General features: G+C 39.1%; 15 protein-coding genes. 3 read left to right on the top strand and 12 right to left on the bottom strand.

Features of this window, described 5'->3' with window-relative positions; all coding sequences use genetic code 11:
- Positions 1 to 60: 60 nt before the first annotated feature.
- The 10 genes from ACF3OC_RS03485 to ACF3OC_RS03440 all read right to left on the bottom strand — a co-directional run bounded on the left by ACF3OC_RS03485 (position 61) and on the right by ACF3OC_RS03440 (position 10,069).
- Positions 61 to 750 (bottom strand): sterol desaturase family protein, encoded by a 690-nt coding sequence (locus ACF3OC_RS03485; RefSeq protein ID WP_256962485.1) that lies wholly within the window; start codon positions 748 to 750, stop codon positions 61 to 63.
- Positions 751 to 1,911: 1,161 nt separating this feature from the next.
- Positions 1,912 to 2,793, bottom strand: a complete 882-nt coding sequence (gene atpG, locus ACF3OC_RS03480) for an ATP synthase F1 subunit gamma (RefSeq protein WP_094255319.1) — start codon at positions 2,791 to 2,793, stop codon at positions 1,912 to 1,914.
- Positions 2,794 to 2,889: 96 nt separating this feature from the next.
- Positions 2,890 to 4,464 (bottom strand): F0F1 ATP synthase subunit alpha, encoded by a 1,575-nt coding sequence (gene atpA / locus ACF3OC_RS03475; RefSeq protein ID WP_094255320.1) that lies wholly within the window; start codon positions 4,462 to 4,464, stop codon positions 2,890 to 2,892.
- Positions 4,465 to 4,522: 58 nt separating this feature from the next.
- A complete protein-coding gene (gene atpH / locus ACF3OC_RS03470) occupies positions 4,523 to 5,068 on the bottom strand; it encodes an ATP synthase F1 subunit delta (RefSeq protein WP_094255321.1) in 546 nt (181 codons plus the stop codon).
- Positions 5,069 to 5,095: 27 nt separating this feature from the next.
- On the bottom strand, positions 5,096 to 5,596 hold the full coding sequence (locus tag ACF3OC_RS03465) for a F0F1 ATP synthase subunit B (RefSeq protein WP_094255322.1): 501 nt from the start codon (positions 5,594 to 5,596) through the stop codon (positions 5,096 to 5,098).
- Positions 5,597 to 5,703: 107 nt separating this feature from the next.
- Entirely contained in the window at positions 5,704 to 5,895 is a 192-nt protein-coding gene (atpE, locus tag ACF3OC_RS03460; protein WP_093098685.1) for an ATP synthase F0 subunit C, read from the bottom strand.
- 37 nt (positions 5,896 to 5,932) lie between these two features.
- On the bottom strand, positions 5,933 to 7,018 hold the full coding sequence (gene atpB / locus ACF3OC_RS03455; protein WP_094280129.1) for a F0F1 ATP synthase subunit A: 1,086 nt from the start codon (positions 7,016 to 7,018) through the stop codon (positions 5,933 to 5,935).
- Positions 7,019 to 7,107: 89 nt separating this feature from the next.
- The gene (locus ACF3OC_RS03450; RefSeq protein WP_094255324.1) at positions 7,108 to 7,512 is read right to left on the bottom strand and encodes a hypothetical protein; all 405 of its coding nucleotides are present in this window, start codon (positions 7,510 to 7,512) and stop codon (positions 7,108 to 7,110) included.
- On the bottom strand, positions 7,505 to 7,834 hold the full coding sequence (locus ACF3OC_RS03445) for an AtpZ/AtpI family protein (RefSeq protein ID WP_229678224.1): 330 nt from the start codon (positions 7,832 to 7,834) through the stop codon (positions 7,505 to 7,507). The genes ACF3OC_RS03450 and ACF3OC_RS03445 overlap by 8 nt, the downstream gene beginning before the upstream one ends.
- Positions 7,835 to 7,870: 36 nt before the next feature.
- On the bottom strand, positions 7,871 to 10,069 hold the full coding sequence (locus ACF3OC_RS03440; RefSeq protein ID WP_094280130.1) for a helix-turn-helix domain-containing protein: 2,199 nt from the start codon (positions 10,067 to 10,069) through the stop codon (positions 7,871 to 7,873).
- Positions 10,070 to 10,179: 110 nt separating this feature from the next.
- On the opposite strand from ACF3OC_RS03440, the gene ACF3OC_RS03435 reads away from it, so the two are divergent.
- The 3 genes from ACF3OC_RS03435 to purU all read left to right on the top strand — a co-directional run bounded on the left by ACF3OC_RS03435 (position 10,180) and on the right by purU (position 14,068).
- Positions 10,180 to 10,686 carry a phosphoheptose isomerase gene (locus tag ACF3OC_RS03435; protein WP_094255326.1) on the top strand — a complete coding sequence of 169 codons (507 nt, stop codon included), beginning with the start codon at positions 10,180 to 10,182 and terminating at the stop codon, positions 10,684 to 10,686.
- A 591-nt stretch (positions 10,687 to 11,277) separates the two neighbouring features.
- Positions 11,278 to 13,176: a DNA topoisomerase IV subunit B gene (locus ACF3OC_RS03430; RefSeq protein WP_094255327.1), complete on the top strand. Its 1,899-nt coding sequence runs from the start codon at positions 11,278 to 11,280 to the stop codon at positions 13,174 to 13,176.
- Positions 13,177 to 13,180: 4 nt separating this feature from the next.
- The gene (gene purU, locus ACF3OC_RS03425; protein WP_306427037.1) at positions 13,181 to 14,068 is read left to right on the top strand and encodes a formyltetrahydrofolate deformylase; all 888 of its coding nucleotides are present in this window, start codon (positions 13,181 to 13,183) and stop codon (positions 14,066 to 14,068) included.
- 530 nt (positions 14,069 to 14,598) lie between these two features.
- On the opposite strand, the gene ACF3OC_RS03420 is transcribed toward purU, so the two are convergent.
- Positions 14,599 to 15,504 carry a class I SAM-dependent methyltransferase gene (locus ACF3OC_RS03420; protein ID WP_094255329.1) on the bottom strand — a complete coding sequence of 302 codons (906 nt, stop codon included), beginning with the start codon at positions 15,502 to 15,504 and terminating at the stop codon, positions 14,599 to 14,601.
- A 54-nt stretch (positions 15,505 to 15,558) separates the two neighbouring features.
- Positions 15,559 to 16,323 carry an ABC transporter ATP-binding protein gene (locus ACF3OC_RS03415; protein ID WP_094255330.1) on the bottom strand — a complete coding sequence of 255 codons (765 nt, stop codon included), beginning with the start codon at positions 16,321 to 16,323 and terminating at the stop codon, positions 15,559 to 15,561.
- Positions 16,324 to 16,328 lie beyond the last annotated feature (5 nt).

The raw sequence follows: 16,328 nt of genomic DNA, 5'->3' as shown, positions 1-16,328 counted from the left end.
CGCGAATTTTAAGATAAATTAAAAGGGCTCAGAAATTCTGAGCCCTTTTGCATATAGTTTTTAATTTAATTGTTGTTCTCGTACATTTTTTAATTCATTCACCTTTTTCTTTTCGGTACTTGCACTTTTCTTTTTTGAGAAGCCTGATCCAAAAATCACATCCCAGATTGCTGAACTTACCCCAAAACCTTTTTCTGGTTCTGAATAATGATGTAGCATATGGTGATCCTTGATTCTTTTGAATAATCCCGATTTAAAATTAGCATGATGCATGGCATAGTGGCATTCATCATAAATCAAATACCCAAGCAGGAAACCTGAGAAAAAGGCCGCCAAAGTATAAGGTGAAAAGAAAAAGCTAAAAATAAAATAGATAATTGCTGCCATGGGAATGCTCGCCGACAAGGGCATCACCAGTCTCAAGCGATCTTTAGGGAAATCATGGTGAACCCCATGAAAAATAAAGTGAATGCGCTTCCCAAATTTCGAGGACGGTTCATAATGAAAAACCCAACGGTGAAGAACATATTCCGCAAGCGTCCAAAAAAGTAATCCAAAGATGTAATACATGACCACGGTCCCTACGGACAACTCTCCCGGTACCAAGGCTCTCCAAATAAAATAAATCTTTACAGGTATCCAAAAAATGATTGGAACACTATAATGAACCTTCGTTAGAGATTCAAGAAAATCATTCTTGAACATCCGCGAAGATTCCGTCGAATTTGATACATATAACTTCTTTGCCATTTCTTACTATAATTTCATTCTCACCAAAGGTTAATGATTTAACCCTACAATTGCGCGATAGATAGCTATTAAGACCACAAAATTAAAAATTTACCCCACAGGGCAAATAGAAAACTAATATTTTGACAAAATTACGATAATAGTCAGAAATACAAACCCAACCGGGCTTAATATTATGATAATATTGTTAGTATATTAACTCGAATCCTCTTAATATAAAAAACAGGAATCCCGAGGATTAGTTTTTAATAATTGGATTTTGTTGGGGGGCGGGTTATTGACAAATATGTCGCCCCGCTGGTGCTGTGTTGTGTTATAATCGGGTTGCTACAAATATGTCACCCCTATGGGGCTGTGTATTTGAAAATGCCTATTGCTACAAATATGTCACCCCTACGGGGTTTGAAAATACAAGGCTGATATCCGTATTTGAAAATGGGAGTATGCGACAAGAAACTCCAGAGGAGTTTAATATTTGTAGAAAGAAACCCCAGCGGGGTGACATATTTGTAGAAAGATGTGTTTATCCCAATAAGCCCTCGCCCAATGCAATCGCTAAAGCGATTGCATTGGGCGAGGGCTATTCATTTATATAACCGCGTGACTAATATTGAACCCCTCTGGGGTTCTCATCTCCGCTGTCGGATATCTGAGATAAATTGTAGGGTTAGAGATAAATTTGAAATAGATTCTTCGCTTCGCTCAGAATGACAGAAAAATTGTGGTTGGGTCGTGGTAAAAAATTGTTCTTCGGCGATGCCGAAGAACAATTTTTTACCACGACCTAATTTAATTATGTGATTGTCATTCCGCATCGATGATGCGGAATCTATTTTATCAAATATTGGTAGGGGCGCATCGCATACGCCCTTTATTTTTTGATGGAAAATTGGAAAATTGTCTTTCCGCATCTTCGATGCGGAATATATTTTAAGCGATTTCTTAGACAAACATGCCGCCCCTCTGGGGCTGGGTTGTGTTATAATCGTGTTGCTACAAACATGTCACCCCTACGGGGTTTGAAAATTCATAGCGGATTGTATATCGGATTTTTAAAACGAATTGAACCGCCGTTTCATATACTCTCCTTTATTTCATCAAACAAAAAAGCCGTTATTTTACAATAACGGCTTTCCTTATACAAATTAATATTTTTATTGATTACCCATTTGAAAGGGCTGCAGCACCAGAAACGATTTCCGTTAATTCGGTTGTAATTGCTGCTTGACGCGCTTGGTTGTACGACAATTTCAATTGGCGTAGCAAATCGCCTGCGTTTTCTGTTGCTTTATCCATTGCTGTCATACGGGCTCCGTGCTCTGAGGCATGTGAGTCTAGTACAGCTTTGTATAACTGAATCTTAATTGCTTTCGGGATAAGCTCCTCAATGATTTTCTCTTTGGAAGGCTCGATGATGTAGTCCAATTCGGCAACTGAATCTTCTTCTTTATTTTCAGGCAAAAGAGGTAAAATTTGCTCTGAAGTCAAGATTTGAACCGCTGCATTACGGAATTGGTTGTAAACTACTTCAACACGGTCAATGTTTCCTTCTTTAAACTGTTCCATCACATATTCTGTGATTTTTGAAACGTTTTCAAAATCCAAGTTATTGAATAAATCATTGTTATTACCAATAACTTTGAAATCACGCTTACTGAAGAAATCCTGGCCTCTTTTTCCGATTGCGATGATGCTTACATCTCCTCTTGCGAATTGATCAGCATATTTTGATGCAATTAAATTATTGGCAGTTTTAATGGCATTAGCATTGAAAGCTCCCGCTAAACCTCTGTTCGAGGTTACCACAATGATCAATACCTTGGTAGGAATACGATCTTGGGTGAAAGGCGAGTTATTACCTTCTACTGAGGCTGAAACCTGAGCCAAAATCTCCCTCAATTTTGTCGCATAAGGACGCAATTGAATGATAGCATTGGTTGCACGCTTCAACTTCGCTGCAGATACCATTTTCATCGCTTTGGTAATCTGTTGCGTAGAGGTAACGGAGGTAATACGATTTCTAACTTCTTTTAAGTTTGCCATATGTCAAATTTAGACATGAGATCTGAGAACTGAGATTTGAAACCTAGAAAATACTTTCTACTTTCTCAAATCTCATTTCTCCAACCTCAAATCCTTTTAATATTTTGAAGCTAATTCTTTAGCTACTTTTTCTAATACATCAGTTAATTCATCAGAGAATTTACCAGCTTTAAGCGCTGACAATACTTCTGGATGACGTTGCTCTAATTGGGTCAAGAATTCTTCTTCGAACTCTCTCACCTTGTTTACAGGAACATTACGTAATAAGCCTTTTGTACCTGCGTAAATAATAGCAACTTGTTTCTCAACTGAAACTGGTGAATATTGACCTTGTTTCAAGATTTCCACGTTACGGATACCTTTGTCCAATACTGCTTTGGTAGCAGCATCTAAATCAGAACCAAATTTCGCGAAAGCTTCTAGCTCACGGTATTGTGCTTGATCTAATTTCAAAGTACCAGCAACTTTCTTCATTGATTTAATCTGCGCGTTACCACCTACACGTGATACAGAGATACCTACGTTGATCGCTGGACGGATACCTGCGTTAAACAAGTTTGATTCCAAGAAGATCTGACCGTCAGTAATTGAAATTACGTTGGTAGGGATATATGCAGATACGTCACCCGCTTGAGTTTCAATGATTGGAAGTGCTGTTAATGAACCACCACCTTTAACTTTATCTTTCAAAGATTCAGGTAAGTCATTCATGTTACGAGCAATCTCATCAGAGCTATTGATTTTCGCAGCACGCTCTAATAAACGAGAGTGAAGGTAGAATACGTCTCCTGGGTATGCTTCACGGCCTGGAGGACGTTTCAATAATAAAGACACCTCACGGTAAGCAACCGCTTGTTTTGACAAGTCATCATAAACGATCAATGCCGGACGACCTGTATCACGGAAGTACTCACCGATAGCAGCACCCGCCATTGGCGCGTAGAACTGCATAGGTGCAGGATCTGCAGCAGATGCAGAAACAATAACTGTGTAAGGCATAGCACCTTTTTCCTCCAACGTACGAACGATGTTCGCAACAGTTGAGTTTTTCTGACCAACAGCTACATATATACAGAATACTGGTTGACCAGCATCATAAAATTCTTTTTGATTTAAAATCGTATCGATACAAACAGCTGTTTTACCTGTTTGACGGTCACCGATTACAAGCTCACGTTGTCCACGTCCGATTGGAATCATGGCATCGATCGCTTTAATACCAGTCTGTAATGGTTCAGTTACTGGTTGACGGTAGATAACCCCAGGAGCTTTACGCTCAATTGGCATCTCGAAAGTCTCTCCAGTAATTGGGCCTTTACCATCGATAGGCTGACCTAATGTATTTACCACACGACCTAACATACCTTCACCTACTTTAATAGATGCGATACGGTTGGTACGTTTGATAGTATCACCTTCTTTAATTTCATCCGATGCACCTAAAAGTACAACACCTACGTTGTCTTCTTCTAAGTTCATCACAATACCTTGTAGTCCATTCGCAAACTCAACCAACTCTCCTGATTGAACTTTTGTTAAGCCGTAAATACGTGCAATACCGTCACCTACTTGCAATACGGTACCCACTTCTTCTAACTCGGCTGCTGACTTAAAGCCTGACAATTGCTCTCTTAGAATTGCCGAAACTTCATCTGGTCTTACCTCTATCATTGTTGTAATTCGTATAAGGGGTTTTTGATTCTATTATATCTTTCTCTCGAATACAGGATTAAACTCCTTGAACTTCGAAATGTCTTTCTAACTTATTAAGTTTTCCTTGAATACTGGCATCAATCTGCCTGTCTCCAACTTTAACAATAAAGCCTCCGATTAAGGATTTATCTACTTTATTGGCTAAAATAACCTCAGCATTGATTTGTGATGAAATCTCTTGCTTTAAGGCTTGAAGGTTGGTTTCTGATAATGGACTTGCCGAAATAACTTCTGCATGAACAATACCTTTTACCTCATTATATTCACGAATAAACTCCAAGGCTGTAGCATAAACTATCTCTGCACGACCTTTTCTCACCATGATATTGAAGAATTCCAATATCTCTGGTTTTACTTTATCTTGAAATAAAGCCTTCAAGATAGCTAGTTTCTTATCCGTTTTGATAATCGGATTATTTAAAACTGCCTGCAATTCCGTGTTGGATTTGATTATCGCAATAACACCTTCAATGTCTGCTTTAACCGCATCCAGGCTTTGTTGCTCTTGCGATAAGTCAATTAATGACTTTGCATATCTTGAAGCTACTTTGAAAACTGACATACGTTAATTTTTAAATTCGGTAACCAATTAGTTTAATTTAACATCTTTCATCAAGTCAGCTACTAAAGCTTCTTGCTTGCCTTGGTCTTCGAATTCTTTGGTTAAAACTTTACGTGCGATATCTAAAGATAAGGTTGAAACTTGATTCTTAACCTCTGCCAAAGCTTTTAATTTTTGATCTTCAATCTCGCGTTTTGCTTGCTCGATCAATTTAGATCCTTCCACTTGGGCAACTTCTTTCGCCTCTGCAACGATTTTATCTTTCAATTGCTTTGCTTCTTTTAAGATAACATCGCGCTCCTCACGAGCTTTTTTCAACAAATTCTCGTTCTCATTTGTCAAACGTGCCATTTCCAATTTAGCTTTCTCTGCAGAAGCCAAAGCATCAGTGATGCCTTTTTCGCGTTCCTCTAAAGCATTTACAATCGGTTTCCAAGCAAATTTTCCCAACAAAAAGATAACGATCAAAAGAATGATCAGTTGCCAGAAAAATAACCCGAATGAAAAATCATGAATTAAAGCGTCCATTTATTTACGTTATTATATTTTTGAATTTAAATTTTTTGTCTTTTGATAAACACAACTTGCAACCAACCGTTGCAAGTTGTATTTATTGTTTTTTGAATAAGCTAAGCTTATTTACCTAATAGAAGAGCACCGAATGCTAAACCTTCCAATAAGGCACCGATGATGATCATCGCTGTTTGGATTTTAGATGCTGCTTCTGGTTGACGAGCGATAGCTTCCATTGCTGAACCACCGATTTTACCTAAACCTAAACCAGCTCCGATAACGATCAAACCTGCTCCTACTAAATTTGGAATCATAACAATTTTATATTTAAAAATTTAACAAAAAATTCGATTAATGATGCGAATGTTCTTCGACTGCCATCCCAATAAATAAGGACGATAACATCGTAAAGATAAACGCTTGTAAGAATGCTACCAATAATTCTAATAAGAATAATAATAAGGTTAGAAGTACTGATACACTCACCGATCCTACTACCGTCAATTGGTGTTGCAACAAATAAACAACAGCAATCAATCCCATTACTACCGTGTGACCTGCAGTAATGTTAGCAAATAAACGTACCATCAAGGAAAAAGGCTTAGTAAACAATCCTAATACCTCAATTGGTGCTAAGACAAACTTGAAAATTACAGGAACACCTGGCATCCAGAAAATGTGCTTCCAGTAATCTTTATTTGCTTTGAAGTTGGTAATCACAAATGTGAATAACGCCAAACACAATGTAACAGAGATATTTCCAGTTACGTTTAAGCCTAGTGGCGTCAATCCTAAAATATTTAATAAGAAAATCAAGAAGAATACCGATAACAAGTATGGCATAAATTCTTTATAACGATGTCCAATGTTAGGAATCGCCATCTCATCTCTTACGTATAAAACTAATGGCTCCAATGCACGTCCAATTCCTTTTGGAACTACGTTTGAACCATTTTTATAAGTTTTTGCTAAGCTCATAAAGCCGATAAACAACAATAAAGCCGCCAACATCAAACCGAAAACATTCTTCGTAATGGAGAAATCCCAAGGTTTAGCGTTGGTTGGGTGATGTTTATCATCATAAGTAATCGTACCTGCAGCATCTGTTTTGTAGATTTTGCCATGGTATAATTTGTAATAATTTCCTTCTTTATAAACCACTTTTTTACCGTGGTCAAATTCACCTGACGAAAATACCTTCAACCCACCATCGATCAAAATAACTGGTAATGGGAAGCCATAATTCTTTCCAGTCTTGGAATCAGTAAAGAAATTGAAGTAATAATCATCCTTTAAGTGGTGTTGAATATGAGCTTCAATCTCCTCAGAACTAGATGTTTCACCATGAGAGTGTGCCTCTTGAGCAACTGAACGGAAGGGATTAACAGTAAACAAAATTACCGCAAATAATAAAAGTACTTTCTTAAGACTCACCATTTTAAAATAATGTTGAATTATGACAAATTTTGCGCAAAATTACAATTTTATTTGGCATAAATTCAGATTTGTTCAAACTTTTTAAAAATTTAGTTTTTATTCGCTGTTTCTTGTTGATTTACAATATAATATGCAGCGAAGGCATCAAACAGTAAATAAACAAAAAATACCACCAAAAAATTTAATTCAATAAAATCATTTTCCAATAAATTTATGCCCTCATGGATGTACACATAACTGCCCACCGCTTTAAGGGTCATGCCCACTAAAAATGCAAATCCTACCTGCACCGGCATCGCATAATCAATGATCAATAAAATCAAAACCATCACTACCGATGCAATCGCTCCAAAGGTGTACATACCTTCCAAACTATAGCCTGATCCGATCCACCAATGATCATGATGATTCATCTTCAAAACCGCGTAGTGTATTCCAAAACTAATGGCCGAAACCCCAATCAGAACGAGTAATAAAAGCAGGTATCTATTCATTTTTATTGATATAATTTACTTGTTTAATAAATTGATATAGGGAAAGTACAACCCCAAACATGGTCAATCCTTTCATCCACCATTCCCCTTCCACAGCATATTTCTCATCTAACCAGGTCCCTAACCAATAAAAAACATAGATCGTTACCCCCATTTGAAATGGCATGGAGGTAAACACCAACCATTTGTTGACCTTCTTATTTGGCTTGCTTTCCTTCAATATCCTGTAGATGTGTAAAGAAACAAAGATAATTAAATCTGAATAGGCTGTTTGTTTTGAGGAATATTTTTCAATCTTTCTAGCTAATAATTTGAAAAACACAAATTAATGGCCCTGTTGAATAATTTTTCGTAACAACTACTGAACCTCTAAATACTTTTGCGCAATCCTGATCTGTGGATAATCAACCTTCGAATCCATGATGGTTCTCACCTCCGTTGCCGAAGCTTCCGGATGTTCCTTCAGCACTTTCACTATCCGCTGAAGCTCTTCTTCAGCCATCAAATCTGTCGCCTCAATATCAGACCCAATGAAATTAATCAAGTGACCATAAATGGTCCCAATGACCATATCTCGCTTGGTTGCAATCTCCTCGATATCCATCCCGTCCATAAACATATCCAATGAAATCTGCTTCGTATCCTTCTCCTTCTCTTCTACTTCCTTCTCCAGATTTTCCTTGGGCTTATTCCATTTCAACAACTCCTCAGTCAATTCATCCGAAGATTTATTCAAGGCTTCTGCAATGGTCTGGCTATGTTTCAATTGTTCATGCTTCCTTTTGAAATCCAACAAGATACTCTTCAAACTGGAAATATATTTTTTGGTTCTCTTCTTAATTTTCCATTCCTCAATATGCTTCTCCATCGGTTCCAGACATTCCTTGCTGAAGGTCGGAATAAACCAACTGACCGCAGCATTGGAACGTTCGCAGATCTTTTCATAATCAATCTCCGACTGAGCCAACATTTTATATAATTGCGTAATAAATTTATTGGCAACCTGCTCTTGTGCTTTGAGTTTACCTAATAGATCCTTCAGAAATACCACCGCTTCTTCCTTGCCTTCAATTTTCTTTCCTTCCTGTTCGAGGATTAAGGCTTCGATTTCATCACAGAGATTTGTCCAACGGAAACTTTGCAATAAGATCTGACCTAAGTATCGCTTTTGCGCTTCCTGTAAGATCGGATCAAGATCGCCCATAGCCTCCATTTGCTTCATAAAGCTGACCACCTGGAAATCGGTTCGAATAGCATAAGAAGGCACCCTGGAACGTAATACCAAACCTTCCAAGCCGGTCAACCTACTCAAGGCAACATAGACCTGACCAGCCGCAAAGGAGGTTCCAGCATCAATAATTGCCTTGTCAAAAGTCAATCCCTGACTTTTATGGATGGTGATCGCCCATGCCAACCGCAGAGGAAACTGTGAAAAAGTCCCCAATACCTCTTCTTCAATTTTATCATCCCCTTTGTTGTAGGAATAGCGGATATTCTCCCAGGTTTCCCTTTTCACTTCCACATCCTCTTCCCCATTGGGAAAGGAAACAATTACCTTATGCTTATCAATCTGTATATCCTTGACGGTTCCAATCTTTCCATTGAAATATCTTCTTTCATCACCCACATCATTTTTGATAAACATGACTTGTGCTCCTATGCGCAGGCTCAAAACCTCTTCCGCGGGAAATAAGCCATTTTGAAATTCATCTTTTACGATGGATTTGATCTGGTGTAGCTTGGTCTCCAAACTTTCCAATTTCTGCTGATTGATTTGATCAGCCAGGCGATTATGCGAGGTTAAAGTGATGTATTGTTCCCCTTCAGGCGGCGTAAAATCTGGCTTATAATGCTCATTCAAGGCATCCAAATCGGTTTGTGCCGTTTCATTATTCCGGATTTTATTCAGAATATCGATGAAAGCAGAATCTTGCTGTCTATAAATCTTTTGCAACTCGATCAGGATCGGAGGTTGTTGCTTGAACACTTTGGCATCGAAGAAAAATACACTGGAATAATAATCGCGAAGGACCTGCCATTCTCGATCTTGCACAACCGGTGGCAATTGGTATAAGTCGCCGATGAACAGCACCTGAACCCCTCCGAAAGGACGCATATCCCTACGCACACTTTTTAAAATAACGTCGATGGCATCCAAGGTGTCCGCACGAACCATGGAAACCTCATCAATCACCAAGAGTTCAAGCTCCTGTAGGATGGCCCTTCTATTCTTGGTTAATTTAATGGTGCTAAACAATCGATGTTTATTGTAGATAAACTGGTCTTTATCTTCCCATTGCAGGGGATAATCTTCGATAAAGACACCAAAGGGCAACCAAAATAAGGCATGCAAGGTTGTACCGCCGGCATTCATGGCAGCGACCCCCGTAGGTGCGGTAATGGCCATTTTCTTATAGCTATTCTCGCGAATGAACTTTAAAAAGGTGGTCTTCCCGGTTCCTGCTTTTCCTGTCAAGAAAATGGGTTGCTGCGTTTGATTGACGAACGCAACGGCTTTGGCAAAAATATCGTTTTGAGTATCGAATGCTTGTGACATGAAGATTTTTGTTATCCTGCAAATATAAGGGAAATCATTTGTTAGACTTTTTTATAGGCTTGTTTTAATACAAAAGTTATATTATCTTCACGTAAGTAAACATCGTAACCATGACATATATAGATAAAAGCGAACTATTTCAAGAGATATCAAATAAATTGACTAGCAAGGGATTCAAGATTGAGAGTGAAGATCAGAATAGACCTTGGGGTGGATTTTTTGTGATCAACGAGGATCAGGCACAGGAGTTTGCCGACGCTTACTTTGAGGGATTAAATGTTCAAGAGTTAAAAATTTCAGGAAAATTAAGCCCTAAAGTATTGATTGTAGGACCAAATAAGCGCTTATCATGGCAGTATCACCACCGTAGAGCCGAAATTTGGAGAGTTATTCGCGGTGAAGTTGGCGTTGTAACAAGCCCTACTGATGAGGAGCATGAATTAAAGATTTTAAAAGAAGGTGAATCTATCCGTTTATCACAAGGTGAAAGACACCGTCTCGTAGGACTAGGATCATACGGCGTGGTTGCTGAAATCTGGCAACATACGGATGCTGCAAATCCATCAGATGAGGACGATATCGTACGTGTACAGGACGATTTCGGTAGAGGAATCTAAAAATATTTTAAATACCATAAAAGGGAGGTTTGTGCTAAACCTCCCTTTTTATTTTGCCTAAACCTAAGGATCTACCGCTAGGAAAAATTAACACTACCTGCTTCTTCAGGATTAGTAAGAGAAAAATTTTGATCAACCTATTATTTCTCCCGGAGAACTTTCGGATTTCCGTCGGAATTCCGCCGGACCTTCTTCGCAAAATTTCGAACAAGATCCGACGGACATCCGAAGAAGGTCCGGAGAAGGTCCGATAAAACGCCTAATTATTCTCTATATATTTCAGGTCTTTTTTAGAAAAAGTAGGCTATATTAATTCATGATTTTCTCCAATAAAAACACAGTCCAACAAGCTACGAATCAAGAGATAAATAGCTTATTTTCAGGTGAAACAGGCTAAATTTCAACATCATTGTGGAAAAGTGGGTCAGGATTGTCCTCGGGAATAAGTTCTTAATGGCAATAATTTGAGTGTTTATTCAACATTTCTAACCAATAAAAGCCGATTGTTGAATTAAATGTGCAAAAGTGTTGTGCAAAAGTCGATTAACTTTTTTATATTTTTGCGATGGTTCAAGAATATCGAAGAGCATTATGACAACATATAACGAAGATAGCATACGGTCCTTAGACTGGAAGGAGCATATCCGACTACGTCCGGGGATGTATATAGGGAAGTTGGGCGATGGATCCGCCTATGATGATGGTATATATGTATTATTGAAGGAGGTAGTCGATAACTCCATCGATGAGTTTGTGATGGGCGCCGGAAAGATCATTGATATTACTGTTAATGAAAATAAAGTGACGGTACGCGATTATGGCCGTGGTATTCCAATCGGGTCGGTTGTGGATGTTGTTTCCAAGATCAATACCGGTGGTAAGTATGATAGTAAGGCCTTCCAAAAATCAGTAGGTCTGAATGGTGTTGGTACAAAAGCAGTCAACGCCCTATCTAATCAGTTCTCGGTTCAATCCTATCGACAAAACGTTACTCGTATTGCACAATTCAGTAAAGGTGAACTGGTATCGGATGAACAAAAGGATACTACACAACGGAATGGTACTTCTGTAACCTTCTATCCAGATGACTCCATTTTCCGAAACTATAAATATCGCTTGGAATTTGTGGAAAACATGATCTGGAATTATGTTTTCTTAAACTCAGGACTAACGATAAACTTCAATGGTCAGCGTTTTATTTCTGAGAATGGATTAAAAGATTTATTGGAGCGCAACGTCGATACGGAAAGTATGCGTTATCCGATCATTCATCTACGTGGTGAAGATATAGAGATTGCCATGACCCATGGGCAGCAATATGGGGAAGAATATTATTCCTTTGTAAATGGCCAGCATACTACCCAAGGTGGTACCCATCAGGCGGCATTCCGTGAAGCGGTTGTAAAAACCATTCGTGAGTTCTACAAAAAAGAATTTGACGCTTCGGATGTACGTGCCTCCATCATCGGAGCGATTGCCATCAAAGTACAGGAACCGGTTTTCGAATCACAAACCAAGACTAAATTAGGATCGACCAATATTGGTCCTGATGGTCCGACGGTTCGTACCTTCATCAATGACTTTGTAAAAAAGGCATTGGATGATTACTTGCATAAAAATCCAGCAACAGCGGAGGCTTTACAGAAAAGAATCCTTCAATCTGAGCGCGAGCGTAAGGATATTGCCGGAATTAAGAAGTTAGCAAATGAAAGAGCGAAGAAAGCTTCCTTGCATAATAGAAAACTAAGAGATTGCAAGGTTCACTTCAGTGATAAGCATGAGCGTAACCTAGAGACAACCTTATTTATCACCGAGGGGGATTCTGCATCCGGGTCGATTACTAAATCAAGGGATGTTCAAACCCAAGCAGTCTTTAGTTTAAAAGGGAAACCTTTGAACTCGTATGGCTTGACCAAGAAAATCGTTTATGAGAATGAGGAATTCAACCTATTGCAACATGCTTTGAATATTGAAGACGGTATCGAAGGACTGCGGTACAATAATATCGTAATAGCAACCGATGCCGATGTGGATGGAATGCACATTCGTCTACTCTTGATGACTTTCTTCTTGCAATTTTTCCCTGAGCTTGTAAAAGCAGGACATGTTTCAATTCTGCAAACGCCATTATTCAGGGTCCGTAATAAGAAGGAAACCATCTATTGTTATTCGGATGAGGAGCGTGTAAATGCGATCAACAAATTGGGTAGCAAACCAGAGATCACACGATTCAAAGGATTGGGTGAGATTTCGCCATCGGAATTTGGCATGTTCATCGGTGAGAATATCCGATTGGAACCTGTTATCCTATCAAAAGACAATAAGCTTCCACAATTGTTGGAATATTATATGGGTAAGAATACCCCAGACCGTCAGGTTCATATTGTAAACAACTTACGTGTTGAGTTGGATACGGAGGATGACATGGTCAATTCAAAAGAAGAATCTACCGAGGAGGATTTGGTAGACGCGGTTCAAGAAGCCGTATAACATATTGGGGAGGAGGATTTCTCCTCCCATTTTTTACAACCTAACCTACATGAATACGCAAACCTTAATTCTCATCCAGTGTACGGATGCCGTTGGACTTGTTGCCATTATTTCAAATGTTTTGGCGGAGCAGGAGCTCAATATTGTCACCATGCGCGAATTTGTGGATGAGGCCAATAAGAAATTCTTTGTACGTGTAGTCTGTGCGGGGGAACTTTACAATACGGAGGTTCTTCATCAGGCCTTGACGGCAAGGTTACCAGCAAACAGCCAGGTGATGGTTAATCCGAATCAAAGAAAAAGACTTGTGGTTTTGGTCACCAAGGAGCATCATTGTTTGGCGGATATTCTGGTTAGGAATTATTTCAACACCATGCCTGCGGAAGTAGTGGCCGTTATTGGCAACTACGATAATTTACAGGAGTTCACCGAGAAATTCGATCTCCCATTTCACTATGTCAGCCATTTGGACAAGAGCAAGGAACAGTTTGAAGAAGAGCTAGCCGAAGTGATTTCCAGCTATTCTCCAGATTATATCATCCTTGCGAAATTTATGCGGATCCTGTCGCCCAACTTTGTTTCCAAATTCAGAGGACAGTTAATCAATATCCATCATTCCTTCTTACCTGCCTTCATCGGAGCCAATCCCTACAAACAAGCTCATGACCGCGGTGTAAAAATCATCGGCGCGACCGCGCACTTTGTCACCGACGACCTGGATGAAGGACCCATCATCGTTCAAAACACAAAATCCATCGACCACAGCTACGATGTTCAAAACATGCGCACAGCAGGTACCGAAATCGAAAAAGCAGTCCTCAGCAGCGCTATCCAACTCCTAGCAGAGGATAGAGTGATGCTGCATGGGAATAGGACGATTGTTTTTGGCTAAAGCAAGATTTGAGATTTGAGATATGTGACATGAGATAGTAGAAAGGTCAGTCCCAGAATAAAGTGGATTGCTTTTAAACTTTAATGTCCATTCTATTTTCTTGCTGCAGGTTTCTCAAATCTCACATCTAATATCTCACATCTGATTTATCAACGTTGTGACCAATATCATATTTTCTCTTTGCTTACTATTACTTTTTAGGTGCGGAATGTTTTGTTATTTGCGGACATTAAGGTTGCATGCTTTGTGGGTTAGGGAGATATGGGTTTTGTAGGGGTTGAATTGGATAGATTGTAGTGTGGATGGAGGAAGCGTGGCAACAATGAAAGAGATTAAAGGTTTAGGTCTAAATAGTGAAAACGCTCCTGCAATACAGTTTTCTGTGTCAGGTGCTATGGAAAATCGCAGGAGCATTTCTTGAACTTAAATCGGATGAATGTGCCCTTTAAAATGTGTAATAAATAAAACCTACCTATGAACAACAAAAAAGCCATCAATCGATGGCTTTTTACTTTATAATTTTTTAGATTTTACTTTGCTATTTTTCGGAATTTCCCAAAGACACCTAAAGGAAGTTTAGGTCCAGCAGTAGCTTGAAGAAATAATTCCCCGATTTCAAGGTTTTCCACTTGTGGGAATGATGTTCTGATCAGGTTTTCAACGATTACGGATGAAAATCCTAATGAGTAGGTATTCAGGATAAGGAAGTGTTCCTTTGGATCCAGTAATTGAACGACATCACGCATCATCTCCATGATATGGTCTTCAAGTTTCCATTTTTCACCTTTAGGACCATGCCCGTAAGCTGGAGGGTCAAGAATAATTCCGTTGTAGGTATTACCACGCTTCAGTTCACGTTTCACGAATTTCAAGGCATCTTCCACCACCCAACGGATGTCAGTCAATCCCGAAAGTTCTTGATTTTCATTAGCCCAGGTTACCACCTGTTTGATGGAGTCAACGTGGGTTGTATCTGCACCTGCAGCTTTTGCAATCAAAGAAGCACCGCCAGTATAGGCAAATAAGTTTAATACCTTAGGTTTCGGAGTCTTGAATGATTTTACAGAATTTGAGATATAATCCCAATTGACAGCTTGTTCAGGGAAGATTCCAACATGTTTGAAAGAGGTTAATCCAAGTCTGAATTTTATGGCTGCATCCTCGTTTTTATACTGGATATGCCAGCGGTCTGGGGTTTTAGGATTTTTTTTCATCCAATCTCCAGAAGTTGCCGAACGACCTTTGAACTTGATATGGTACCTTTTATTCCATTCAGCATCCCCCAATGCCTTTGGCCATACAGCCTGAGGTTCAGGACGAATTAGGATCAGTTCACCAAAACGTTCTAATTTTTCGAAATCTCCACAGTCGATTAGTTCATAATCTTTCCAATGTTGTGGGGTAAGGAGTTGAATTTGGGTATCGTTGTTCAAGATGCTTTATTTAATGAAAATTATTTTGCAAAGATAGGAAATTCAAAGAAAAAGGAATTACTCATCTTTTTTCAAGGTATTCCGAGCAGCTTTCATCAATGGGCTTGCAAAAACAAAGTCGTTCAATTCTTTATTATCAGATTTTAACATGTCCTGATTGGAGCCTTCCCAATACTTCTTCCCCTTGTAGAGGAATAGAATATAATCGCCGATTCCCATTACAGAGTTCATATCATGGGTTACAACGACCGTAGTACATTTATATTCTTCAGTCAGGTCTTGCACAAGTTCATCAATAAGGATGGATGTTGCAGGATCGAGACCGGAATTGGGTTCATCACAGAACAGATATTTAGGGCTCATACTTATTGCCCGAGCAATACCGACTCTTTTTTTCATCCCTCCCGATAATTCCGAAGGATAGAGTTTATTTTTTCCAGCGAGGTTTACCCGTTCAAGACAGAAATTAGCACGATCAATTTTTTCGCCTTTACTCATTTCGGTGAACATATCCAGGGTAAAGACGATATTCTGTTCAACGGTCATGGAGTCGAAAAGGGCGGAGTTTTGGAAGAGCATTCCAATTTCCTTCCGGATTGGCACTTTCTCTTCAAAGTCCATTTTGGTGAATTCCTGTTTATCGAAGAACACCTTTCCCTGGTTTGGTTGATGGAGTCCGACAATACACTTGAGCAGGGTACTTTTTCCAGAACCGGAGCCACCAATGATTTGGCTGACTTTACCGGGCTCAAAAATGGCATCAATACCATCTAACACCACATTATCGCCAAAAGATTTATGAATATTTGTTATTTCGATCATAGAGA

The sequence above is a fragment of the Sphingobacterium cellulitidis genome, assembly GCF_043187465.1.
GTDB lineage: Bacteria > Bacteroidota > Bacteroidia > Sphingobacteriales > Sphingobacteriaceae > Sphingobacterium > Sphingobacterium cellulitidis.
This window is presented reverse-complemented; position numbering and strand designations above follow the sequence as displayed.

Excerpts from the sequence above, each read along its gene's own strand:
- ACF3OC_RS03485 (WP_256962485.1), bottom strand. The coding sequence starts at position 750 with ATGGCAAAGAAGTTATATGTATCAAATTCGACGGAATCTTCGCGGATG.
- atpG (WP_094255319.1), bottom strand. The coding sequence starts at position 2,793 with ATGGCAAACTTAAAAGAAGTTAGAAATCGTATTACCTCCGTTACCTCT.
- atpA (WP_094255320.1), bottom strand. The coding sequence starts at position 4,464 with ATGATAGAGGTAAGACCAGATGAAGTTTCGGCAATTCTAAGAGAGCAA.
- atpH (WP_094255321.1), bottom strand. The coding sequence starts at position 5,068 with ATGTCAGTTTTCAAAGTAGCTTCAAGATATGCAAAGTCATTAATTGAC.
- ACF3OC_RS03465 (WP_094255322.1), bottom strand. The coding sequence starts at position 5,596 with ATGGACGCTTTAATTCATGATTTTTCATTCGGGTTATTTTTCTGGCAA.
- atpE (WP_093098685.1), bottom strand. The coding sequence starts at position 5,895 with ATGATTCCAAATTTAGTAGGAGCAGGTTTGATCGTTATCGGAGCTGGT.
- atpB (WP_094280129.1), bottom strand. The coding sequence starts at position 7,018 with ATGGTGAGTCTTAAGAAAGTACTTTTATTATTTGCGGTAATTTTGTTT.
- ACF3OC_RS03450 (WP_094255324.1), bottom strand. The coding sequence starts at position 7,512 with ATGAATAGATACCTGCTTTTATTACTCGTTCTGATTGGGGTTTCGGCC.
- ACF3OC_RS03440 (WP_094280130.1), bottom strand. The coding sequence starts at position 10,069 with ATGTCACAAGCATTCGATACTCAAAACGATATTTTTGCCAAAGCCGTT.
- ACF3OC_RS03435 (WP_094255326.1), top strand. The coding sequence starts at position 10,180 with ATGACATATATAGATAAAAGCGAACTATTTCAAGAGATATCAAATAAA.
- ACF3OC_RS03430 (WP_094255327.1), top strand. The coding sequence starts at position 11,278 with ATGACAACATATAACGAAGATAGCATACGGTCCTTAGACTGGAAGGAG.
- ACF3OC_RS03415 (WP_094255330.1), bottom strand. The coding sequence starts at position 16,323 with ATGATCGAAATAACAAATATTCATAAATCTTTTGGCGATAATGTGGTG.